Annotated in this window: 18 protein-coding genes; 10 read left to right on the top strand and 8 right to left on the bottom strand. The window is 55.4% G+C overall.

Translation table 11 applies throughout. The annotated features are described in order from the left end of the window. Position 1: 1 nt before the first annotated feature. The 4 genes from VN577_01970 to VN577_01955 all read right to left on the bottom strand — a co-directional run bounded on the left by VN577_01970 (position 2) and on the right by VN577_01955 (position 5,270). Positions 2-1,387, bottom strand: a complete 1,386-nt coding sequence (locus tag VN577_01970) for a neutral/alkaline non-lysosomal ceramidase N-terminal domain-containing protein (protein HWR13567.1) — start codon at positions 1,385-1,387, stop codon at positions 2-4. Next, entirely contained in the window at positions 1,384-2,667 is a 1,284-nt protein-coding gene (hisD, locus tag VN577_01965; GenBank protein HWR13566.1) for a histidinol dehydrogenase, read from the bottom strand. The genes VN577_01970 and hisD overlap by 4 nt, the downstream gene beginning before the upstream one ends. Positions 2,668-2,870: 203 nt before the next feature. Then, positions 2,871-4,475, bottom strand: coding sequence for a N,N-dimethylformamidase beta subunit family domain-containing protein (locus VN577_01960; protein ID HWR13565.1), 1,605 nt, complete (start codon positions 4,473-4,475; stop codon positions 2,871-2,873). A gap of 21 nt (positions 4,476-4,496) precedes the next feature. Continuing rightward, positions 4,497-5,270 (bottom strand): SDR family NAD(P)-dependent oxidoreductase, encoded by a 774-nt coding sequence (locus VN577_01955; protein HWR13564.1) that lies wholly within the window; start codon positions 5,268-5,270, stop codon positions 4,497-4,499. Positions 5,271-5,483: 213 nt separating this feature from the next. Here VN577_01955 and VN577_01950 point away from each other — a divergent pair, with 213 nt between their 5' ends. The 10 genes from VN577_01950 (at position 5,484) to VN577_01905 (ending at position 18,541) form a co-directional block, all read left to right on the top strand. Then, entirely contained in the window at positions 5,484-6,674 is a 1,191-nt protein-coding gene (locus VN577_01950) for an MFS transporter (protein ID HWR13563.1), read from the top strand. A gap of 74 nt (positions 6,675-6,748) precedes the next feature. Then, positions 6,749-7,957 carry a hypothetical protein gene (locus VN577_01945; GenBank protein HWR13562.1) on the top strand — a complete coding sequence of 403 codons (1,209 nt, stop codon included), beginning with the start codon at positions 6,749-6,751 and terminating at the stop codon, positions 7,955-7,957. Positions 7,958-8,133: 176 nt separating this feature from the next. Further along, positions 8,134-10,998 carry a bifunctional YncE family protein/alkaline phosphatase family protein gene (locus tag VN577_01940; GenBank protein HWR13561.1) on the top strand — a complete coding sequence of 955 codons (2,865 nt, stop codon included), beginning with the start codon at positions 8,134-8,136 and terminating at the stop codon, positions 10,996-10,998. 95 nt (positions 10,999-11,093) lie between these two features. Further along, positions 11,094-12,062, top strand: a complete 969-nt coding sequence (locus VN577_01935; protein ID HWR13560.1) for a glycerophosphodiester phosphodiesterase family protein — start codon at positions 11,094-11,096, stop codon at positions 12,060-12,062. Between the two features lie 127 nt (positions 12,063-12,189). Beyond that, entirely contained in the window at positions 12,190-12,555 is a 366-nt protein-coding gene (locus VN577_01930; protein HWR13559.1) for a RidA family protein, read from the top strand. Positions 12,556-12,602: 47 nt separating this feature from the next. Further along, on the top strand, positions 12,603-13,901 hold the full coding sequence (locus VN577_01925; GenBank protein HWR13558.1) for an MFS transporter: 1,299 nt from the start codon (positions 12,603-12,605) through the stop codon (positions 13,899-13,901). Between the two features lie 7 nt (positions 13,902-13,908). Continuing rightward, positions 13,909-15,390: an FGGY-family carbohydrate kinase gene (locus VN577_01920; GenBank protein ID HWR13557.1), complete on the top strand. Its 1,482-nt coding sequence runs from the start codon at positions 13,909-13,911 to the stop codon at positions 15,388-15,390. Further along, the gene (locus VN577_01915) at positions 15,387-16,874 is read left to right on the top strand and encodes an FGGY family carbohydrate kinase (GenBank protein HWR13556.1); all 1,488 of its coding nucleotides are present in this window, start codon (positions 15,387-15,389) and stop codon (positions 16,872-16,874) included. The genes VN577_01920 and VN577_01915 overlap by 4 nt, the downstream gene beginning before the upstream one ends. Continuing rightward, positions 16,871-17,491, top strand: coding sequence for a histidine phosphatase family protein (locus tag VN577_01910; protein ID HWR13555.1), 621 nt, complete (start codon positions 16,871-16,873; stop codon positions 17,489-17,491). The genes VN577_01915 and VN577_01910 overlap by 4 nt, the downstream gene beginning before the upstream one ends. Positions 17,492-17,500: 9 nt before the next feature. Then, entirely contained in the window at positions 17,501-18,541 is a 1,041-nt protein-coding gene (locus VN577_01905) for a 2-hydroxyacid dehydrogenase (protein HWR13554.1), read from the top strand. A gap of 1,126 nt (positions 18,542-19,667) precedes the next feature. Here VN577_01905 and VN577_01900 read toward each other — a convergent pair. The 4 genes from VN577_01900 to VN577_01885 form a co-directional block, all read right to left on the bottom strand. Then, positions 19,668-21,065: a hypothetical protein gene (locus VN577_01900; protein ID HWR13553.1), complete on the bottom strand. Its 1,398-nt coding sequence runs from the start codon at positions 21,063-21,065 to the stop codon at positions 19,668-19,670. A gap of 257 nt (positions 21,066-21,322) precedes the next feature. Next, positions 21,323-21,892, bottom strand: a complete 570-nt coding sequence (locus VN577_01895) for a DUF192 domain-containing protein (GenBank protein HWR13552.1) — start codon at positions 21,890-21,892, stop codon at positions 21,323-21,325. Positions 21,893-22,053: 161 nt separating this feature from the next. Next, entirely contained in the window at positions 22,054-22,974 is a 921-nt protein-coding gene (locus tag VN577_01890) for a type II secretion system F family protein (GenBank protein ID HWR13551.1), read from the bottom strand. A gap of 11 nt (positions 22,975-22,985) precedes the next feature. Beyond that, on the bottom strand, positions 22,986-23,954 hold the full coding sequence (locus VN577_01885; protein ID HWR13550.1) for a type II secretion system F family protein: 969 nt from the start codon (positions 23,952-23,954) through the stop codon (positions 22,986-22,988). Positions 23,955-23,971 lie beyond the last annotated feature (17 nt).

Raw genomic sequence — 23,971 nt, 5'->3', positions numbered from 1 at the left:
TTCAACTGCGTTCTCCTGGCGTCACGTCCTTCAATGCAGCCACGCTTTCAGCCACCGCCGCCATTCCGGACTCACGCGTAAACGGCAATTGCCGAACCGCCTTCGGTACATGCAAAGACGCATAGCTGTTGCGGTCTACTTCAAAAGCATCCGGGAGATATGACGTGGAACCGTTTGAGTAGCCCAAGATGAACAGGTCGTCGTGCAACCAGCGTTTCCTGATCTCAAGCGCAAGCGTGCTGAAGAATTCCGCCGGATTCGTCACGATCCACGCGTCGCCTATCCGAAGCGCCTGGAATTCAACAGTTCGTGTTTCCGGCATCTTGTCGTATTTCGGTAGAACGTCTTCTCCCCACCGAACCGCAAATCGGGACACAGCTTGTACCGCCTTTTCAACGCTGCCGCCGTAACGCTCCGGCAAACGATGGGGGATGCCGACCATCGTGCTTGCGATTCCCTGCAACCATCCCGAAGTGTCGCCGGTAGTCAGCCGATGCTTCCCTTCCTCGTACATCGCAAGGATCTCTTCCTTCTTCCAACGACGTGCGGGCAACAAACCCTTGCGAACGGTGAACCCGATTCCCGTATTCGCAACCACGCGCGATTTCTTCAAAGCAGCCTTCACGGCGTCAAACACAACCTGCCCTGCTTCCAGGTGATGCTCAGGCGTCCAATACTCGAGATTGAAGTTCACATCCCCGCACGTGCCTTGCACATACATTGCGGTAGCACCAGGAAACTCCTTCTCGAGCAAATCAACGATCTGTCCCGGAGCGTCGCGAGAAACTGCACGTGCGTCGACCTGCCAGAACACGGTGGGGTGCGCGTGGAAGTTGACCATGATGGCCAGCGGCTTCCCATCGAGAGTATCCGCGCGCAAAACACTTACGCGATCGTCGACTGGGCCGTTATCACGCGTACGGTTGTAGGTAACGTTAGGAAGGTGTTGCGAACCGGTCGTAATGACGGCGGCTTTGCGATTCTTCCACGCTTCGATGATCGCCTCGGCGGCACGCTCGACGGTGCTCTGCACGTAGTCGGGATCGATTTCTCCCGCGCCATCGAAGAAGCCCATCGTCGGCGCATTGTGACTATGCGAACAGTTCACGCATATCGCATCGTGTTGCAGATCTGTGCCGGCCGCTGCCTTCTCGCGGATTGCCTCTACATATTCAGAATCCATATAGAGGACGTCCAAAGCGACGATAGCGACGCTTTTCCCGTGATCATCGCTTACAACCAATGCCGTCGCATTGATGTCATCGTGGATCGTTTGCCACGTTCGCTCCAGGAAGTAACCCAACCCTGCCAACTCCACTCCGGGAGGCGGAGTAATAACCCTGCGAGCAATTCCTACTTTCCAACTACGTTTGTCCGATTCCTTCATTTGGTCCCTACTGTCTGCCCGTAACGCTCAATACGAGCGCGGGCGGTAATTCCGTGCGCCAACATATTCTCAAGGATGCATTGCCGTTCTGTAACTTCGGCTGTTTCCACGCTTGCTTCCGGCGTCATCCGCTGGTACGTACAAGTCTTCAAGAATTTCCCGACCCACACTCCGCCCGTGTAGCGCGCCGCCCTGCTCGTCGGCAGGATGTGGTTGGTTCCAATCGTCTTGTCGCCATACGCCACTGTCGTTTCTTCGCCGATGAACAATGACCCATAGTTCTGCAACTTGCCGAAAAAGTAATCGAGACGCTTTACGTGAAGTTCCAGATGCTCGGGCGCGTAATCGTCGCTGATTCGAATCGCCTCGTCTTCATTGGCAGCCACATAGACGATTCCGTTGTCACGCCAGGAAAGACTGGCTATTTCGCGAGTCGGAAGAACAGCCAACTGCTTTTCGACTTCTTTGATCGTCTTCTGCGCGAAATCTTCGCTCAGGCAGACCAGGCAGATTCCGCTGTTCGGATCGTGCTCAGCCTGGCCAAGCAAGTCGCAAGCAACCAGCGCAGGATCCGCCGTGTCGTCTGCGATCACGAGAATTTCTGTCGGCCCCGCTAACAGGTCGATGCCGCAGCGCCCGAATAACTGGCGCTTAGCTTCCGCGACGAATCGGTTTCCAGCGCCGCAGAGAACGTCTACCGCCTCCATTCCATCGAGACCAAACGCCATAAGCGCCAGCGCCGGCACGCCGCCAAGAATGTAGATGAAGTCAGCGCCGGCTTTCGCAATCGCGTTGATTGTTGCCGGATAGTATCCCTGACCTTTTACCGGAGGAGTGCATGCGATCACCCTCTTTACACCGGCTACTTTCGCCGGAATGATGCTCATCTGCGCCGATCCAAACATCGGATACCGGCCACCCGGAATGTAACTGCCAACTGCACTCACCGGAATATGCTTATGTCCGAGTGTTACGCCGGGCCTGATCTCCACTTCCAACGGAAGCATCGTCTTGAGTTGGGCTTCGGCAAAGGTGCGCACGTTGCCCTGGCAATAATCTGTGTCGCGCACCGCCTGGGGGCTGACTTGCGCGATGGCCCGTTCGACTTCTTTGCGATCCAGTTGAAATGACGCCGGGACCCAGTCGTCGAATTGCCGGCTGTACTTCCGCACCGCATCCATTCCATTCTTCTCGAGATCGATGAGCATGCGTGAGACGGTCTGAGCCGTTTCCTGGTCATGCTCAAAAAGGCGATGCCCGCCGGCTTTCACTATTTTCATGATTGCGTTGCTCCTGGATAACACGCCCGCGCCGCTCATCGTAACCCTTGAGGTAGGAGCCGAGGCAGCAGACGTACTGATATAAACAACGCAGATTTCAACACAGGTGGGTAGCGGGAAGTTGGTCCCGTCCACATAGCTGGATGGAATTTCAACCTACGGGACGGGCCTGAAAATAACGCCGGAACCGAAACAGCCTTGGACTACTTCGACCCAACAAACCGCTCGATCACGTTCCGAGTTATGCGGGAAACACTCTCATCCGGAAAGAGGCAGGCGACCCATGTGATAGAGCCGACTGAAAAGACAGCCCCTTTATCCAATTCGAAATACACCATATCAGCTCCGCCCTCGTTCGCATTCGTTCCTTTTGCAAGGTGAGCGATCTTCTGCGGTGAACTGGCTGTTATCTTGTCCGTCTCGTGGCCCGATGCTCCGCCCGGGACACGTTCGTGAAGGCTGTGTTCGCCGAACAGATCACCCTTCTTAAGGCCAGTTCCAGAATAGACCCAGTGTGTCTCGTTCAACACGCGGTATGGAGCCGCGGTCATCGCCCCCGGATCGGTAAACGCAACTCCGAGGAGCGCAGCCTCAGACCGAAAGGTCCGGTGCATCCTTGAGTCATGATTGCTCTTCGGAGATTTGGTGTCATCGTGCGACAAACACCGCATGATGTCGCCTTCGATGGTTATTTCGCAATTCAAGCCGTTGCCGCCCAGGTACATTAGGTGCCCACCTGCGCGTACCCAGCGCTCAACCCTGTCATACATGGCTCGGGTCCAATATTCCGGATGAACAGAAATGATGAGGAGTTTGTACGAATCCAGATCAAGCGTGCTGTCATGCAACTGTGCTTCGGCATAATAGTCGTATTCGAATCCTTGCTCTTCCAACCAGCCTAGTAGCCGCCATTCCCCCGGTGCTTGTCCAGACTGCACACGTCCCTTAATCGGATCTTTGATCGAGGTGTCCGACCACGGATCATTGTCAAATATGTGGTTGCCAACTTCGGGCCGTTCAAACGCGAGAGGTTTGTAGTCCGCATCAGGCGGTGACCAAGGACCGGTGAGGTCCGTATACCTGGCCAGGTCGAGCCTCGCATTGACCGTTGGCGTGGGAGGAAGCCCCGCCGGATTCACATAGTTGGATCGACCACCGAAATTGTTGTACGCATTCCACGTGTTGCTGGACGCCAGAACGGCGATCTTAGATTTTGGCGTCTTCGGCGCGACCACCCACGGAAACGAAAACATTCTGCCCGATACTGTTCGCGCCCACAGGTAATACAAGCCCGACTTTTCAGGAGCGACAATTACCTGCTGAGGATGCACAGCCAGGTATCCGTACCGATTCCAGTTAACTCCCGTCAGCGAATAGTCTCCGTCCGGTGTGACCTGCACGGTCGCGCGTGGGCCATGCTCGTCGAACCAACTCAGCGTCTGAACATGTTCCTTGATGAGTCCGTAACGCCAAAGACTCAACTGATACTGCTCCGGACTGTGAACGCGAATCTCCGATTGCTCTCCCGAGCGGATCCACTTCGGCCACACGTATCCGTACACCGAATCGCTAAGGAGCCGAAATTGGTAAGGACTGCCCTTCTTCAACTCGCAGTTCACCCATTTCGCTCCGTAGCCTGCTTTCGATAACGTCACTCGATAGCTGCCATCCGGGACGTCGCCATAAAATGCGCCACGCGCAGACGAACGCAACAGGTAAATCTGCCCTCCGTTCGCAGACTCGAAATCCGCTTGAACGTCAGGCAATGCGAGATAGTCTTCGTCAGAAACGTATCCGATGAGATTCATATCAGTTGTCGAAGTGTTAAGTTACGGCAGTTTTGGCGTGGCGACGGAAAGCCGATGCACTGCGGATAACGCTCCATCGATTGTCAGTGTCGTCCCATTGATGAAGGTGGATTCGTCGGAAACCAGATAAACGACTGCCGCGGCAATGTCCTCGACCTTGCCGAATTTCCCTGCTGGATAGAGCGCAGTCAACTCGGCCTTGATGTCCGGATGCGCGTTGTAATACTCGTCTGAGGTTTCACTCAAGATCGTACCCGGGCAGATTGCATTTGCGCGGATCCCGTATCCGCCGTAGTGCGCCGCGATCAGCCTGGTCAGTGAGAGGATGCCACCCTTCGCGGCGGTGTAGGCACTCAGGTTGATACCGGAAAGAGCATTTACCGAACTGAGGTTCACAATCGCACCCGAACGCTTGGGAACCATTGTCTTAAGGGCCGCTTTCGTGCACAGGAACACGCTCTTTAAGCAGATGGCTAGAACTTCGTCCCATGCCTCTTCTGTGATTTGCGAAATGGCACCGTCGCCTTTTGCCGAGGCAGCATTGTTGACAAGGATGTCCAGCGCTCCTGCGGCGGCAAATACACGCTCTACGTCTGAACCTTTGCTGACATCTGCGGTGAGTGCCTGAAATGAACCCTTGGCAGACTGGATGATCCGCGCCGTTTCCTGGTTACCACTCTCATCCCAGTCGACTCCGGCGACACTTGCGCCCTCGCGCGTGAGCCATTTCGCAATTTCTCGTCCGATTCCGGTGCTGGTTCCGGTGACAAGCGCTTTCTTACCCTGCAAACGCATTCAATCTCCTCATCGTCATGCTTTCCCGTCCGGATTGGTGCGGGCAATATCTTTCGAACGTGCGTCCATAATGCTGGAAGAAATACACGGTCCTAGAATCATCCATCCTATCCTGTTGTCGCCAGGCTAACGTGCCCCTGTTGGGAAAGTCACCTCTTGCCCAGTCCTTCCTCAATTTCAGAAACGAAGCGGCGATCACACTCGTGGTACGTCGTGGTACTGCTTTCCGTTGCTTTCGCCATCAACTACATAGATCGCCAGTTCTTGTTTTCCGCATTCCCCAGGATTGCAGAGGACCTTTCTCTTTCCGGGTTAGAAATGGGATTGGCGGGAAGCCTCTTCACCTGGACCTACGCGTTTTCCATGCCTTTGTCGGGATGGGTTGCTGACCGAGTATCACGCCCCAAACTTATCGTCGCTGCACTTGCTCTCTGGAGCACTGCATGTCTCGGAACCGTTCTCAGTCGCAATGCCACCGAACTGCTTATCTCTCGCGTCGCCATGGGGCTGACCGAATCGCTATACGTTCCCGCCGCTATCGGAATGATTACCGATCTGCACACCAGAACCAGATCACGAGCATTGTCGATCCATGGCTTCGCGCAGTTCATCGGCATCAGCTTAGGTGGTTATTACGGAGGCTGGTCGGCCGAGCACATAGGCTGGCGTAAAGGATATGCGTCGATGACCATGATTGGTCTGCTCTATGCCTGTTTCCTGATATGGCAGTTCAGGAATATCCGGCTTGAGCGGCCTGGGAAAGACTCCGAACGAGCATCATCTCTTTGGGTCCTGATGCGCTCGCGGCAATATCACATCGTTTCCTTTGCGTTCTTTACCTTCTGCGCCATGCTTTGGGTCCTCTATGCCTGGACACCGACCTTCATTCACGATCGTTTTCACCTCGATCTCACGAACAGCGGTATTACCGGTACGTTATATCTTCAAGCCGGTGCCGCTGCTGGTGTCCTCCTGGGCGGGTGGACTGGAGACTACGTCAGTCTCCGGCGTTCTGAAGGTAGACTGGAAACAACTGCATTTGGGCTGATTGTGTGTTCGCCATTCTGCATGCTGATCTTTGTCACTCATTCGCTGATCTGGCTTAAAGTCGCAGCAGTGTTGTTTGGCATTGTCTCGGGCTTCTTTGTTGCGAACGTGTTCGCGACACTGCATGACCTCGTCGGACATGAAAGTTTTGGACTCGCAACAGGACTCGTAAACATGACAGGCGGTCTCGGCGCCGGCGCAGCCATCCTCGTTGCCGGAGTCATGCGGAACCACGGAGGAATTGGGGAGTTGATGAAATGGACTTCCATCGTCGCGGTGCTGGCCGGATCTTCTCTCTTATGGCTCGCTCGCCAACGTGCACTTCAGCCGCATCACAACTCCACCGCTCTTATGTAACTATTTGTTCACCATAATGGACGGTTTCGCAAAAACTCTGGTCGGCGAAACAAACATCTGCATAAAAGGTAGCTATGCGCAAACTCTTGCTCGCTCTGCTAATCGCTGCATGGGCTTCAACACCGGTCGTCGCACAAGGTACCCATGACGCTCGCTTCCCATTCATGGCGTGGGACTATGTGGACAAACCACAGATCCTGCAATCAATGCGTGACGCAGGAATTACATCTGTCGCCTTTGTTCCTGCCAAGATGCTCGAAACATGTGGTCGCCTGAACCTCCATTGCATCCTCTTCGATTCCAGGCTCTCCGGATCAGACTGGACCAAGCCCTTCGATGGCGATCAGTTTCGGAAGAATTTGCCTGTGGTATTGAAAGAAATCGGCAATCCGAAAGGTCTCTATGGAATCCACATCAAAGATGAGCCCCCAGAGCGTGATTTCGCGGAGCTCGCCAAGGCCGTCGCAGCAGTAAAGGAACTTGCGCCCGGAAAATGGCCCTATATCAATCTATTCCCCGGCAAGGGCGCCAAATACGACCAGTACCTGGAGAACTTCGCCCAGGTGTCACATCCCACTGCGCTTTCTTATGATCGCTATTCACTTTACGAACCGAACGGTAGCGGCACTCTCGATAACCTATTCTGGGAAAATCTGGCCCAGGTCCGTAGCGCTGCGCTCAAGCATAAGCTTCCGTTCTGGAACATCGTTCTCAGTTCCCCGCACTGGGCATATCGGGAACTGAGCCCTGCCGATCTTCGGATTCAAGTTTGGTCCTCTCTCGCATACGGAGTGAACGGCATTTCGTATTACAAGTTCATCTCGAAAGAACTGCCGATCCTCGGCGCCGACGATCTCGGCAACTGGCGCGGTGGCCCGCTTGATCAGTTCGAGCAGAAAACTCCAACCTGGGATTGGCTTCGCGATCTGAACCGCGAAATTCAGAATATCGCTCCCGTATTCCAGTCCTTACGCACCGATGACGTCTACCACATCGGTGGCGAGATTCCGGCCGAGAATCACGGACCTTCGGAAACATCCCTTGTGAAGAGCATGCCGAAAGGCGAAGTTGTAGTAGGCGACTTCACCGCAAAGGATGGCACGCGTTACGCCCTGATCGTCAACAAGAGCCTGACGCATTCGATCCACTGCAATCCGGAATACACCAGCAAGCCGATTTCGGTGAGTTACGTCTCTGCGCGTACGGGCAAGGTAACCCCGTATAACCCGAAGTACTTCTGGCTCGCGCCAGGACAAGGTGTCCTCCTGCAACTCGGAAAGTAATTGCTGCAATGTCGATCGTCCGGCACAGAGCCTCCCCCGTGCCGGACGATTTTTTTCACCGCTTCCGCAATGCTCACAGGCTCGGGTCTTCTGAATCATTGCTGAACGCCCTTCCTTTATGTTGAAGTTGTCTTCACCTTTGCGATACGGCAACTTCGAATCGAATAGGAGATCTCGTGCAAAGTTTCATCTTTCCTAAAGGCCTCAAACGGTGGAGTATCCTGGCAATTTTCGGATGCATAATTTTGTTCTGTTTGACGGTTCTGGGAAGCAAGCCTCTTCGTCAAAGAATCCTGCTTCCGACCAGCAAGTTCCTACTTGGGGAAATCCCCGGTGACCCGGTACCGATGGGCGCGTTCCCCGTAAATGTTGTAGTAAGTCCTGATAAGAAATTCGCCGCAATATTGGAAGCAGGATTCGGGACAGCCGATACAGAAGGCCGGCAAAGCGTCTCGCTGCTGGACCTCAAATCGAACGAGGTGACAAGATTCACTGACCCCAGGCTGGGCCCCGGATCGAAACAAACGCTCTTCCTCGGCCTTGCCTGGAGTAGCGACAGCAAGTACCTTTACGTTCCCTTCAGTTCACTTAGCGACCCGGATGGGACCAAGCATCCCGATCGCAGTACCGGCAACGGCATCGCCGTATACGCAATCGAGAGCGGGAAACTCACCCCTCAACGATTTATCAAAATCCCGACTCAGCCAATACTGGCTTCGAAAGAGCGCGGATCCATTCACAAATCGGCACCGACCGGCAGCCTGGTTCCGTTCCCTTCCGAAATTACGGTCGTGAATACAGGGGCCGGCGATCAACTGCTCGTAGCAAACAACCTTTCCGATTGCGTGTTACTGATGGATGCCGCCAGCGGAAAGATCACTTCGCGGTTTGATGTCAGCAACTCGCACTATGTGCCGAGCGCATATCCCTACGGAGTCGTGGCAAGCGCCGATGGCAAGCGGGCTTGGGTCAGTTTATGGAACGCATCCACGGTCACCGAGATGAACCTCGAGTCGAAAAAGGTTGAGCGCTCTTACAAGCTGCGGCCTGGCGATTCACCAACCAGTTCAGGATCGCATCCCACCGCGATGGCGCTCTCGCATGACGGAGAACTCCTCTTCGTTGCCCTTTCGACCAAAGACGAAGTCGCCGTCATTAATACCGTTCGCCACACTGTCGTCGGCTATCTGTCAACGCGATTGCCAAACCAGAAATACCAGGGAGCATATCCAAACTCGGTTGCGGTCTCGTCCGACGGTGCGACATTGGCTGTCGCCAATTCCGGCAGCAACTCCGTCTCGGTTTTCCCGCTCGCTCAAATCAATAGAAAGTGCTCGGCCACATCGAAGACGAAGGCATGTCGCATGCCGGAAGCCTCTGGGTTCATCCCGACCGAGTGGTATCCGACGGCCGTTGATATCGTCGCTGGCGACCTGCTCATCACCACCGGCAAAGGTGTAGGCACAGGCCCCAACAACATTCCTCGCAAGGTCGGGCAGCCTGGCTACTCCAAGGGATACACCTATATCGCATCCCTGGTGAAGGGTTCTCTCGCTCGGGTGAAGTTAGCCGGAGCAATGAACGATTTAGACAAGCTCACTGCGGAAGTGGTTGAGAGCAATCGGATGAACGAAGACGTCGGCGAGCTTCCGTTCAAAAAAGGAAAGAATCCGATCAAGCACGTCATCTATGTCATTAAGGAAAATCGCACATACGACCAGATCCTCGGCGATCTTGGTGTCGGCAAAGGTGACCCTTCGCTGACGATGTACGGTGAAGACATCACGCCAAACCAGCACGCGCTGGCGCGGCAGTTTGGTGTGCTCGACAATTTTTACGTGAGTGGCGAAATCTCGGGCAACGGACACGTCTGGTCCACCGCCGCAATCAGCAGCGACTACACGGAGAAAACCTGGCAGATTGCCTATCGCAGTGCCGAGCGCACCTACGACTATGAAGGTGAGGTTGGCAACGACTTCCCTCTCCTTATCGGCATTCCGGATGTGAATGAACCGGGAAGCGGTTATATCTGGACCAATCTCGCTCGCAATAAGAAGACCTACCGTCATTACGGTGAGTACGTAAGAACTCGATGGTGTGGTGAAGAGCGTGGCTGGCAGGCTCCGCAGGAAGGGACTCCGTTGTCAAAGCCGGTCACGTGCACGAAGACGCATATCAACTTCGGTGAGCCACTCCCGGCACGTTGGGGCGGAGGCAAGAGTCCTTATCCCTGGCCGGTGCCCATCCTCGCTGAGAATATTCCCAGCAAACCGGAACTCCGCGACCACTACGATCCTAATTATCCAGACTTCCGTATGGATTTCCCCGACCAACTGCGCGCAGACGAATTTCTGGTTGAATTCAACTCCTGGGTTACGGAACGCAACAAAACAAAGCGCGATCCCATGCCGCAATTCATCACCTTGCGGCTACCCAACAATCACACCAGTGGAACTAAAGTCGGTGCGCCAAGTCCGTCAGCCGCGGTGGCCGATAACGATCTCGCCCTCGGACGTGTTGTAGAGGCAATCTCCAGTAGCGTTTACTGGGATGACACAGCGATCTTCGTCCTTGAAGACGACGCGCAGGATGGAGTCGACCACGTTGACGCTCATCGTAGTCCGGCATTCATCATTTCCAAATACTCTCCGGGCTCGAAAGAAAAACCCTTCGTCGAGTCCGGCTTCTACACCACTGTTAACCTCATCCACACCATGGAAGTGGTTCTCGGTCTCCCGCCAATGAACAACAACGACGCTCGAGCTCCAATCATGGCGTCATTGTTCGGCGGCCCGGGGAATCAGCCCGCATTTAAGGCAGACTATCGCAATCGCGAAAACGGTCTTATCTATGTCATAAACAAGAAGAATGCGCCCGGTGCGAAGGAATCCGCAGCGATGAATTTCCGTCATGCAGACGGGATCGATGCTCAACTCCTAAATTCGATTCTTTGGCGGGACCGCAAGGGCGACACAAAAATGCCCGAGCCCAAGCACAACGTGTTCCCTGCTTCAATGGGTCGGGACGATGATGACGACTGATTCACTGAGATAAGCACGTACGAACCGTCCAGAACATTGGACGGTTTTTTCTTGCACATTGACCCTCGTCATCGCGGCTGGATACAGTCGCCCATATGAAACGGCGCCAGTCCTCTTGCCCTGCAAGCATCGATCGTCGATTAAAGCTGCTGATTTTTATCGTCTCGGTTATCTGTATCACTGCTCCCAATGCCAGTGCAGATCAAAGTGCAACTTCTAATTCCCAGTGGACGGTTCGCGGCCACGTTCCCGTCGAGCAGTTCATCATTCAGAGCCATCGGGGCGCCGGCGAATTGGCTCCCGAGAACACCATCGAGGCTTTCGAACTCGCTTGGAAACTCGGAACGTGGCCTGAATCCGATTTGCGAACTACAAAAGATGGCGTCATTGTCGCCTTTCACGATGCCACCTTCGAACGCACCGTAAAGAATGCACCACCGGATTTAAGAAACAAAGGCGTTCAGGACGTTACGTTCACCGAGTTATCGAAACTCGACGTCGGCGGCTGGAAAGGCGAACAGTTTGAAGGCCGGCGCGTATCCAGGATTTCTGACGTCTTCAAACTCATGCGTGGAAGGCCGGAACGCCACCTCTATCTGGACATCAAGAATGTTGATCTGAACCAACTATCCGCCGAGGTGAAGGAAAACGGAGTCGCCGGGCAGATTGTCTTTGCTACCACCAACTACCAACTGCTCCGCGACTTCAAGAAGTTAGTACCGGAGGCACAGACGCTCAATTGGATGGGTGGCACCGAAGCCGCACTCAAGAAGAGAATCGAGGAACTCAGCGCCGCGAACTTCGAAGGCATCACGCAACTTCAACTGCACGTGCGTTTGAATCCTGACAAGAGCAGTGCCGAGCCCTTCAACCTCTCGCGTAAGTTCATTCGTGCAACCGGGGACGAGTTGCGTCGCCACGATATCGTTCTTCAAATATTGCCTTGGGACGTGAACGAAGCTGAAGTGTATTGGCAACTGCTGGACCTCGGGGCAATGTCGTTCGCTACCGATCATCCCGACGTTGTGGTTAAGGCTGTCCGCGATTTCTATTCCAAGCCCTAATCGGACTCGGAGCAATTCGCGCTCTGCTTATTGAGACTTTCTCATGCCAATGCGAACCGTCCAGCATTGTGGACGGTTTCGCTTTCTAAATTGACCCTCACAATCGCCGCTGGATACAGTCGCGATTATGCAGTTTCTACGCACAAGTCCTACGTTTCCATTCAGTGCTGCTGTCATTCATTCCGGAAAAGTCATGGAAGCCGTGCTGGTTGGCATCGCTCCCGGCGAGTCGAAGCCTGTTTCCGGCGGAGTAACAGCGGAACTGCGCGAGATATTTCGCCAGCTTGACGAACTCCTCGCAACAGCCGGAGTTCAGAAAACCGCAGTCGCATCCGTCCGGCTTTACCTGCAGGAGGTAGTGCGCGACATCCCCGCAGTGAACGAAGTTTATCGGGAATACTTCGGGACTCATCCGCCGAATCGCCGTGCGTACGGAGTAGACCTCCAAACCGGGATGCTTATCGAAGCGGCATTCACAGTTGAGATTCCATAGCCGCTTTTTTCTCACGTCGCAGCAAACACTCTGAACCGGAGAAGATCATGGCCGAATCAATCCACCCCACTGAAACTCGTAGCACTTGGCTTGATCGCTTAGGAATTCCTTCCACTCTGGCAATCGGTTATGCCGGTCTTCTCTTGTTCATGATTGGCGATGGGGTTGAGTCGGGCTATTTGTCCGCTTACCTGGTTGACCGCGGTATCGATATTCAGGCCGTCGCGTTTCTTTTCACGGTTTATGGTGTCACGGCTTCCATAGCAGCCTGGTTTTCTGGCGCTCTTTCAGATCTCTTGGGCACCCGTCGGGTGATGTTCGCTGGTCTGCTGATCTGGGCGATCGCACAGGTCGGATTCCTGCTCGCCGGCATCGCACCGAATCGCTACCCTGCCATGCTCGCTTTCTATGCGGCCCGTGGCTTCGGTTATCCGCTCTTCGCCTACGGATTCCTCGTATGGGTAACGCGTGTTACTCCACGCGAACGGCTGAGCAGTGCCGCAGGTTGGTTCTGGTTCGCATTCACCGGAGGCTTACCGACGCTGGGAACAGTCGTCGCCGGCGTTCTGATGCCTCGGATCGGTGCCTATCAAACCCTCTGGGCGGCACTCGCCATAGTATTAGTCGGTGGCGTCATTGCTTTGCTCGGGTTGGTACGCACTCCCCTCGGTGGCCCCAGTGAACACGCGCGTGAGGAACGGCCCATCACAACATTGCTCACCAGTGTCACCCTCGCTTTTCGGGTTCCTCGCGTAGGCGTCGCGGCAATTGTTCGCGCCATCAATACCGCATCCCAATGGGGATTCCTGGTATTCATGCCCATCTTCTTCACCAAGAAGCTCGGGTTTGAGATGTCGGCCTGGCTCAACGTTCTAACGGTAATGTTCACATCGAACATCTTCTGCAATCTTGCTTTCGGACTCATCGGAGACCGTTTTGGATGGCGACGCACCGTTGCTACCTTCGGAGGTGTTGGCACCGCGATCGCCACACTGCTCATGTACTACGTTCCTGCCAATGCCGGGCCAGCGCACACGCAGATGGTGATGATCGCCGCCGGACTTTACGGTGCCATGCTAGCCGGATATGTGCCACTTACGGCGCTCACGCCTTGGCTTGCGCCGGACCGTCGCGGAGCTGCCATGTCGGTTCTGAACTTGGGAGCTGGAGTGAGCGTCTGGGCCGGACCGGCCGTCGTCGCGCTCTTCCTCATTCCTCTGGGTGAGATCGGCGTGATCTGGATTTTCGCTATTCTGCACCTCATCAGCGGCGCACTAGCCATGACCCTGACACACAAGCCCACAGAAGCAGAACAGGGACAATCGACCGTGCCTGTTGAGGCCTAGTGTACCCATGGCCTGGATCGCGATCGATGCCGGAACTAGCGTCATAAAAGCCGTTGCCTTTGCTGATGATGGATCGGAACTGGCAATGGAACGGCAACCCAGCGAAGTCCTCAGGCCTCATTCCGGTTTTTCCGAGCAGGACATGAACGGCACGTGGAACGCGGTTTTAGCTTCCGTCCACGCCATTAATAAAAAGGTTTCTGAACCGATCCGGGGAATCGTCACCACCGCCCAGGGTGATGGCTGCTGGCTCATCGATTCCCAAGGCTCTCCCGTTAGAAACGCCATCCTCTGGAACGATGGGCGGGCAGCCGACATCGTGCAGCAATGGCACGACAATGGAGTGCTTCACCAGGCATTCCGTCTCAGCGGGTCCCTATCGTATGCCGGCCTTCCCAATGCCATTCTGGCTTGGCTGAGCAAACACGAGCCAGGCACGATCTCGAAATCGAAGTCCGCTCTTACCTGTAATGGCTGGCTGTTTTACCGATTTACCGGAGAACTGGCCGCAGATCTGTCCGACGCCTCCAACCCCTTCAGCGACGTTCGCGCGGAACAGTACTCACCTCGACTGTTGGAGCTCTACGGGGCACAAGCGTTCGCCGAACTCCTTCCGCCTATCGCAGTTGGTCGGAAAGTGGTAGCACCGCTCTCCGGGTGTATTGCTCAGCAGCTTGGTCTCACTGCGGGAATTCCTGTCGTGATGGCGCCTTACGATATCGTGGCAACCGCCCTTGGCTCCGGAGCCGTATCCCAGGGACAGGCCTGTGTCATTCTCGGGACAACGATCTGCAGTGAAGTGATTCTCTCGTCGTTAAATCTTGATGGCCCTCCCGCCGGCACAACAATCGCGCTTGGCCGTAGGCAGTTTCTTCGTGCCATGCCGACCCTCACTGGTTGCGAATCACTGCACTGGGCAGCCCGAACGTTTTCCTGCTCCACTCCAAGTGAGCTAGACGCTTTGGCTTCTTCATCCGAGCCGACCAGGGACGGACCTTTCTTCCTTCCTTACCTTTCGCCCGCAGGAGAAAGAGCCCCGTTCCTCGATTCTTCCGCTCGGGGCTCATTTCACGGACTCACTCTGGCGCACGACCGCGCTCATCTGGCGAGGACCGTGTATGAAGGTCTATCCTTCGTTATTCGTGACTGCTTAGAAAACGCATACAACGAAGACTTGCAGGAAGTGAGAGTTTGCGGTGGCGGCGCACAAAGTGATTTTTGGTGCCAGATGATTGCCGATGTAGTTGGAGTAAAAGTGCTTCGTCCGCGCGATACCGAGACCGGTGCGCGCGGTGCTTACGTTTTCGGCCTCTCAGCCACTGGTGAAATCGCGAGCAGCGCAGACGGTATCCGGCAACATATCCAGACGGCCGCGTCATTCGGACCGTCCCGCGAGTGGCGCATTCACTATGATCGCCGCTACCAGTTGTTCCGTGAAGTGCGCACTCTCTCCGCACCTCAGTGGCATTTGCAGGCAGGCCGGAAATGACAGAGTCGCTGTTCATCGGAATCGACCTTGGCACTCAGAGCGTCCGTGCGCTGGCCGCTAACCTGCAAGGCGATGTCGTCGCATCAGCATCGGCGCCACTCACCAGCATGAGAGATGGCGTGCGCCACGAACAGGATCCTCTCCAGTGGTGGAAAGCGACCGTCATCTGCTGTCGTTCCGTAATACAGCAGTTACATCAACAATCCGGGAAGGCCTTTAACATCGAGGGCATTGCAGTAGACAGTACCTCGGGCACCATCCTCATCGTCGATGATCAGCGCCGGCCCTTAACCAACGGATTGATGTACGATGACGGACGCGCGAAAGACGAAGCCGTTCGTGTGAATGAAATCGGTGCCAGCCTGTGGTCGCAGCTCAGTTATCGCATGCAACCATCCTGGGCGTTGCCGAAGTTACTGTGGCTCATCCGAAACAATATCTTCCCTGCTTCGGCAAAGCTTCTACACCAGAATGACTTCATCAACGCGCAACTTGCGGGTCATATTCTAGCCTCCGACAGCAGCCACACCCTGAAAACCGGTTTCGATCTCGTCCGTTCCAGTTGGCCTTCCTCGATTTTCGATCAACTCGACATTTCAACTGATCTTCTACCTGACGTGGTAGGCCCCGGCACGATGATAGGTAGCATCTGCCAATCATCAGCAGACGAAACCGGCCTTCCCGCCGGCACCCCTATCTTTGCAGGTATGACAGATGGTTGCGCAGCGCAGATCGCATCTGGCGCAACCAAGCCGGGGAACTGGAATTCAGTTCTCGGAACAACGCTCGTCCTAAAGGGTGTCACGAAATATCTCCTGCGCGACCCGCTCGGAGTGATGTATTCCCACCGTTCTCCCGATAGCTTCTGGCTACCCGGAGGTGCTTCCAGCACCGGTGCCGGCGTTTTGACGGCTGAACTGAAAGATGCCGACTTGGATGCTCTTAGCCGCGCCGTCGAAAACGCATCTCCGTCTTCTCTTGTGATTTATCCGCTAGCAGGTCACGGAGAGCGATTCCCCTTCGCGGCGCCGGAAGCGCACTCGTTTGCTGTCGGCCCTAAGGCAGGCGCAATTCCCGACGCAGATCGATATCTCGCGCTTCTCCAGGGCGTGGCATTCATCGAAAAACTGTCATTCGACTACGCTCGATACCTGGGCGCCGATCTCGGCGGCACGATCAGCATCAGCGGAGGAGCTACCCGCAGCAAGGCATGGAACCAGATTCGCAGCAATGTTCTTCAGCGCGAACTGACGATCCCGCAGGTAACCGAACCAGCGTTCGGAATGTGTATTCTGGCTGCAGCTCACCGTTCCTCGCTTCGCGAAGCGACCACAGCAATGGTTCATTCAAGTGAGTCTGTCACTCCGAACCGCGACTTCTCTGAATATGCTGGATCCTATGGCACCCTTATCACCGAGTTGGTAAAACGAGGCTGGCTGCCGGAGAACGTTGGCAAATTCTCTCTCGAAGGCGCATTCGCATGAGCCGCGTTGTCATCGTTCGCCACGGGGAAACCGTATGGCACGCGGAAAACAGGTACGCAGGCCTCACCGAGATTGCCCTCACTGATAAAGGCTTGTCCCAGGCAGAACAACTAGCCGGATGGGCTGCGAAGGCGGCACTCTCATCAATCTGGTCGTCTCCGCTCAAGCGTGCCGTCGTGACTGCCCAGCCTTCATGTGAAAGCACCGGTCTCAAATTACAGATCGACGATCGCCTGAAAGAGCTCGACTTCGGCCGAGGCGAAGGCCTTACCGCCTCCGACATGAAGCAGCAATTCCCTGCCGAATATGCTGCCTTCCGCCAGGACCCGGTAGCGCATCACCTACCCGGGGGAGAAGATCCGGTCGCAGCTGCCGAAAGGACCGTCTCGGCCCTGTACGAGATCGCTGCCTCCGGCCACGCCGATGCTCGCCACCTCGTTGTGGCTCACAATACTGTGCTCCGCCTTGCCGTCTGCAAGCTGCTCGGAATACCGCTCCATTTGTATCGCGAGAGATTTCCTTTGCTCCAGAATGGCGCCATTACCGAACTCATAATCGATAACAGTTCAGTTTCTCTGTTGTCATTCAACGTCCCAATTACAACAGTACCTAGGTGACAAGCACTCATGCCGAAAAAACTCTTACTAATGGGCGATCACTTCATCACTCCGAACCTTATGCTTCAAGGCCTCGGCGATGCACGCCGTTCATTCGATATCGTCCAGGGGACCACGCCCTTCCCTCTCGAGCCGTTTCGCGATATCGCGGAAGTCCGGGAAGCATCAGGCTCCGAAGAAGAGATGATTGATCTCCTGCAAGGTGTCTCCGTTTGCGTGGTACATCACGCGCCTCTGACTAAGCGAATCATTGCGCACGCTAAGGATTTGAAGCTGTTCATCGTCTGCCGAGGTGGTCCCGTAAACGTAAACTTGCAAGCCGCAACTGCAGCAGGGATCACCATCGGTTTCACCCCCGGCAGAAATGCCGTCGCGACTGCGGAGTTCACCGTGGCGACGGCTCTCGCAGCGCTGCGAAGGATCCCCTTCACCGATCGCGGCATTCGGAATCGCGAATGGATCGGGACATACACCTACGAAACAGCGGGCTTTGAAATCAACGGCTCAACCTGTGGTCTGATCGGCTACGGAGCCATCGGCAGTCGCGTAGCCAAAATACTTCAGGGCTTCGGAGCAAAAGTTCTCGTTTACGATCCCTATTCCAAAACTCCTCCCGACCCCGGCGTCGAGATCACCAGCCTTGAAGATCTGTTAAAGCGCTCAAGGCTGGTATCGCTCCACGCACGAGAAACCCCTGAAACGCGAAAGATGATAGGACGAAAACAAATCAGCCTCATGCCGCGCGGAAGCGTTCTCGTGAACTGCGCCAGGGGCAGTCTGTTGGACTACGACGCTCTTCAAGAGGCGTTGGAATCAGGGCATCTGTTCGCCGCCGCAGCCGATGTGTTCCCAGACGAGCCCATCCCGACAGACTCACCTCTCCTGCGGCTACAAAACTTTGTGATGACCCCTCACATTGCGGGAGGCACACAGCAGGCCGCGGAGAAAGCAGCTCATATCGCTGGAGAAGAAATCCGCCGCTACATGTCTGGCGCGCCGCTTAGCTTTTGCGCGAACCCGGAAACGCAAGTAACACAAGTCCGTTCATAGCCTTGCCAACAAGGTCGGGGACTCAGATGGCGTCACGGTGAGCAGATCACAACGATTGTCCAACTAGCTCATGTAACTCTTCTAACTTTATCGGTTGTATTTCCGGCAAGCACCGATCAACACACCGAGCCCGGTAGCCAATAGCAGAAGAGACTGTGGTTCTGGCACAGACATCGGAGGAGGCGGCCGGTGCGGAGGAGGAATAACCGGCGGCGGATCTACCGGAGGGTGACTGGGGCCCAGCGGCGGTACGATTGGTATCGGAGGCAGGAACGGTGGAAATGACGAACCAGGCGGAAGTGGAAGCGGTACAACGAAGGGAGGGATGTCCGATGCGTCCGTCGGCACATTCGAGGGCAACTCGATCACAGGGGGAATAACTTGTTCCACTGTAGACGGCGGATCCACCGGATCCGTCGGTACGGGAAGAAATGTGGGGATTGGGTCTTCGAGCTCCGATACAGGTGGTTCTTCTGGGGAAGTGGGAACTTGCGGTGTCTCCGAAATTCGATTCCCGCATCGTGTTCGGATCCACTCCGAACCGTCAGTAATGAGCGTCTCTCCTTTAGGAATACGTACCCGCTGAGTCGTCCAGAAGATCCTCCCATTCATTCGGTACGACACAAAAACGCTCTTCTTCTCCGATGCCGTAACGAACCGGACGTTCTGCAAGCTCAGGTTGGAGTAGTGCTGTGCCAGAACCGGGTCTCGCTGAACAAGTTCGCGGAGCGACTTCAGGTCATGGAGACCGCCAGGAATTACCGAATACGGGTAGACAGGGTTTGCGTGCTGCGGGCTGCTCAGCCTGATTGGGAAGCTACGCGGTGCGAAGAAATCATCTGACTTTCCGAAGGAAACTGCCTGTGTTGAAGTAACTGGCGCAAACAGGTAGGCCGACAGCATTCCGAGCGCAAGAACCCCCGCTCCTACAATGGCCAACGCTCTCGACCTGGATGCCAGCATCGTTATCCCTACCGCTTACTAAAGCAAGCCGCAGACCAGAATCTATCCTTGTAAGTTGTTGATTCTGCGTCGCAAGTGACCTCGAGTGTCACCAATCGTGCTCTTGCCGCCGACTCCAGAGGAACGTAGCGGAGACGCTCCTGTGGGCGGTATTTCGTCGCTTTTAGCGGCTCACGGGGATGCCTACCAACACCTCAACTGGAAGTGGTTGGCCGCCTCGAGTAGCAGGAATGAAGTGCCATTTGGCGAAGGCTTTTAAGGCCAGCGCATCCAGTTGCGCCTGCACCCCCCGGAACAGAATCAGGTTGCCGACCAGGCCGTCCACACCAATTCGGGCCTTCAGGACGATGAGCTTGTTTCGATCTTCCGGTTTAACCGCAACCCGCTGGAAGTCGAACTCTTCGGTCGCATCCGGCGGGGCCACCGGGTCATTGAACGTCACCTGATTGCTCTTCTGGACGACGCCTTCGCGGGCGCAATACTGCAGGATCCACGCCTTTCCCGGCATGTTCAGGAAGATCGTGTAGATCTTTCCTCCCCGCAATGCACCGTAGACATCAAGTCCGCCTCCTCCCCCTGGTCCTGCCGCAATCAGAAACGGAGCTTTGCGCACGCGCGCCTTCTTCGATATGGGGAAAATACTGGCTTCGGCGTTTCCGTTCAGGCTCTCGGGACGGCCCCCACGAATGGCCGTGCCGCCTGCACCGCCACCACCCGCTATGGCAATCGTGACTTCGGCATTCCCGCCTTCACCGAAGCCTCCACTGCCTGGACCTCCGTTGCCTCCATTGCCTGAACCAGTTCCGCCGCCGCCCCCACTCTTTCCCGTCCCTCCGCCACCAACACCAGCACCTGTAGACGACGTGCCCGGTCCACCAGATCCCTTCCCGTTACCACCACCGCCGGGTCCATTTCCGCCGTCTGATGCCAAGGTGAAATCGCCATAACGGTTGCCGGCTGGAACAGCCAGCACCTCTGACAATGGTCCCGCCTCCTGATTCAGCACCAGTAACCCCGGAGCGCCGCCGTCGCCGCGGGCGGCACTGGTCTTAATCTGGATCGGGGTATCAGCCGGAGCGAGCACCGCCACGGCATTCGATCCTTGGGGCAACCTGAGCTTCGCAATGTCGTTCGCGTTAACAGCCACGCGAGGTGGTTGCTGAATTGGAAGAGGCTCGGAAGCCTTCCGGATGACGATAACTTCTGGAGGCGGAGCCAAAGAAGGTTTGGCAGCGACGAGTTGTATCGGAACTATATCCGGCAGCGAAACGTTGGACTTGATCTTGATCTCGGGGGGAAAGGCCGGCTGCAGAATGGTTTGGACACGATTGTCCGATTGTGGATGGCGAACTGCGATTACGAGTTTGGGCTCATTGCCCGAACCGGCCGGACCGGAACCGGGTTCAGCCGGTGTCCCTGGTGCTCCCCGAAGCACCATGTGAATTTCAGGTAATTTGCTATTCGACTTGGATGGTTCGAGATGGTAGTAGACGATCTGTTCGTGTGCGATAGGCCGGAGTTGTACGGCGACGACGGGGCGTACGAAGTAAGGTGTTAACAAGCTTATTTGATATAGGGATATAAGAACCGATACGTGAAGTATCAACGAACAGGCAAACGGAGACCAGGGACGTCGCCTGCGTTCAATCAGTAATTGTGGCACCAAAGGCATAATCACTCCGGTCCGTAATACGCTTCGTCTCCCGGTCTCCGATTTCTCCGCTGGCGAGATCGTGTATTACTGCTGCGAAGTGATCCGCTGAACAACCTCGCATCCGATCTCGCCAGAGGATTTCCCGCCTCAGCGGGAACTTGTTGTTATTCGCTGCCGGCTGCGCCACGCTCAACGAGCCGACGCACGACTTCACTCCGAAACGAAGTCAAAACGTCTCTGCTCGCAACCGAAACAGCTCGATCTTCGCTTTGATTGCCCTCAGTCTGTTGCTGGTTAGTCTTGGGCTTCGCGCTTTCCGCCTTCTCCTGCTTAATCTTCGGCGAGCTCTGGAATTGCGGCACCGGCTTAATGTCAAACTGGTCCCCAACCCGAGTGCCTGACCGAAAAATAGTGTGTGCCGGCAACTCAAGTACGCTGCTGGCTTTGAGCGACACCTTGGAAATACGAAACGGACGTAAGTGCTCCTCAACGTGAACAACAACCTGGTTCTTGTCGAGGAACACTACGTCGATGGGGAAGAGCATTCCCAATGTATGCACTCCTTTTGAAGGGACGATCCACAACCCACGTCCGTCACGAGCCCACCGCTTGGTCTTTCCTAACAGGCCGACCAGGCGACTGAAGTAGCCATCTGCAACCTTCACATCGGTGGCAGCAAAGCTTTCCTGCGTGCGGTTATAGGCGTAGTAGTTGTTTTCTTTCTGTACTGGCATTGTCTTCGTTCTCTCGTCCCTGGTTAAAGTTACTCCGCAGCTTTCGCGCGACGGCGCATCACGATGATGCCGAAAACGATCACGCATAGAATCCCGGCAATGATCCGAATCGTGGTGGTATCCATGTCATCCTCCTTTTAACGTTTCTGAACCTTTTGCAATTAGTGACTCAGTGTCGGCATCAACTGCCGAACCAACGCAACTACCGCAGGACCCAAAATCACAACCATTAATGCTGGAAAAATGAAGAAGACCAGTGGCGGAACCATTTTGACGGTCGTCTTAGCCGCCATCTCCTCGGCACGCTGGCGCCGCTTAAGCCGCATGTCGTCGGAATGAACTCTCAGCGACTGCGCTACGCTGGTTCCAAATCGATCCGTCTGCACTAGCATCGCGACGAGAGCTTTGATGTCATCTACGCCCGTTCGAGTGCCGAGTGCTCGAAGTGCATCGAGGCGTGTCTTGCCAACACGAACCTCCATGTTCGTCAGGTGCAGTTCATCGCTCAACTCGGGATGAGATACCCGAAGTTCTTCCGCCACCCGCAGCATGCCTTGGTCGATACCCAACCCGGCTTCCACGCAAATCACCAGCAGATCGAGAGCATCCGGCAAAGCGCGTCTAAGCTTTGTTTTCCGGCGGTTTATTCGTCTTGATAACCAGAATTCCGGCACCAGGTAGCCGAGCACCAGCGTGAACATCACTACCAGCATCGGATTGAAGTGGTAAACACCGGTGAAATAAACCGCGCTTGCCAGCCCGACCGGGAAGAGAACCTTAATGCCGCGCATTAACAGCACGCTCTCCGGCTTGCGATATCCCGCTCTCGCCATCATGCGCGCGGTACGGGAATCCTGCTGCGGAGAAGAAGGCAGGAACTTACCAATTCCTATCACCAGTTGTTCCACACGCTCCTTCTGCGTGGTCCACCGCTGGCTACCGGAAAGCTTGATCGCCGGACCATCCCATAGCGTCCGTAACCGCTCTTGGACAGCCGTGGCTGGTGAAGATAACGCATACATCATCGCCAGCACGATGAGGGCAGTTGCAAAGAACGTCAATGCGACCACGGACCACAGCATGTAAGCTTCCCCTACACTTCAAAATTCACGATCTTCCAGATAATGAACGTGCCGAGCATCTGCAAAAAGCCCGCCAACAAGAGCGCGTAGATCCCTAGCTGATCCGTGAACAACAACCGCATGTACTTTGCATTTAAGATCAACAGCATCACCATCATCGCGGGAGGCAACGCGATCAGGATCATTGCCGACAAACGTCCTTGGGCAGTACGAGCTTTGACTTCACGGTAGATCTTGAAGCGGTCTCGAATCACTCTTGCCAGGGTGTCGAGTATTTCCGCCAGGTTTCCGCCCGTTTCCTTCTGAATGAGCACCGCGGTCACGAAGAACCGGACATCGAGAATTGGCATGCGCTCGGTGAAGTTCATCATGGCGTCGCGGAAGGGCAGACCAAAATTTTGCTGTTCAAATGTCGCCCGGAATTCGCCTGCGACTGGATCCGTTAGTTCTTCGCCAATCATTTCCATGCCGGTGGAAAAAGCATGCCCTGCGCGCACTGCACGTCCGAGCAGGTCGAGTGCTTCTGGGAACTGCTCTTCAAAAGCCCTGAACCGGCGCCGGCGAAGGAAATAAACGACTCCCATCGGGATAAACGCCATGGCGACGGCAATTCCTGCGGAAATCAGGTGGTTATGTAGGAAGAAGGAACCCGCCACGTAGCCCACGCCGGCGAGTACGCCACTGATCAGAACGATCTTCCCAGGTCTGGTCTGCAGACCCGCCTGTGCAAGAAACGACCGCAAGCGGCTTACGGAGGACCATTGCAGAAGAAGCCGGTTGAGCAGCGGGATGTCGCTGAGCAACTCGTCGCGGATCAACTGCAATTCGGGTGACGCGCCCGCTCGCTTTTGCGCCTTCTGCACGGCTTCCAGTCGAGTGCTGATAACTTTCTCTCGACTGGGTCGCCCCGCCAGAAGGACGATGATCAGCAGCGTCAACGCCACCACCACGAACGTTATAAAGCTCAGCAGTGCTGCCATAATTCCTTCCCTTTGTC

The sequence above is a fragment of the Terriglobales bacterium genome (genome assembly GCA_035561515.1).
Taxonomy (GTDB): Bacteria; Acidobacteriota; Terriglobia; order Terriglobales; family Acidobacteriaceae; genus DATMXP01.
The sequence above is the reverse complement of the archived record's forward strand: the minus strand, read 5'-3'. Positions and strand labels throughout refer to the sequence as shown.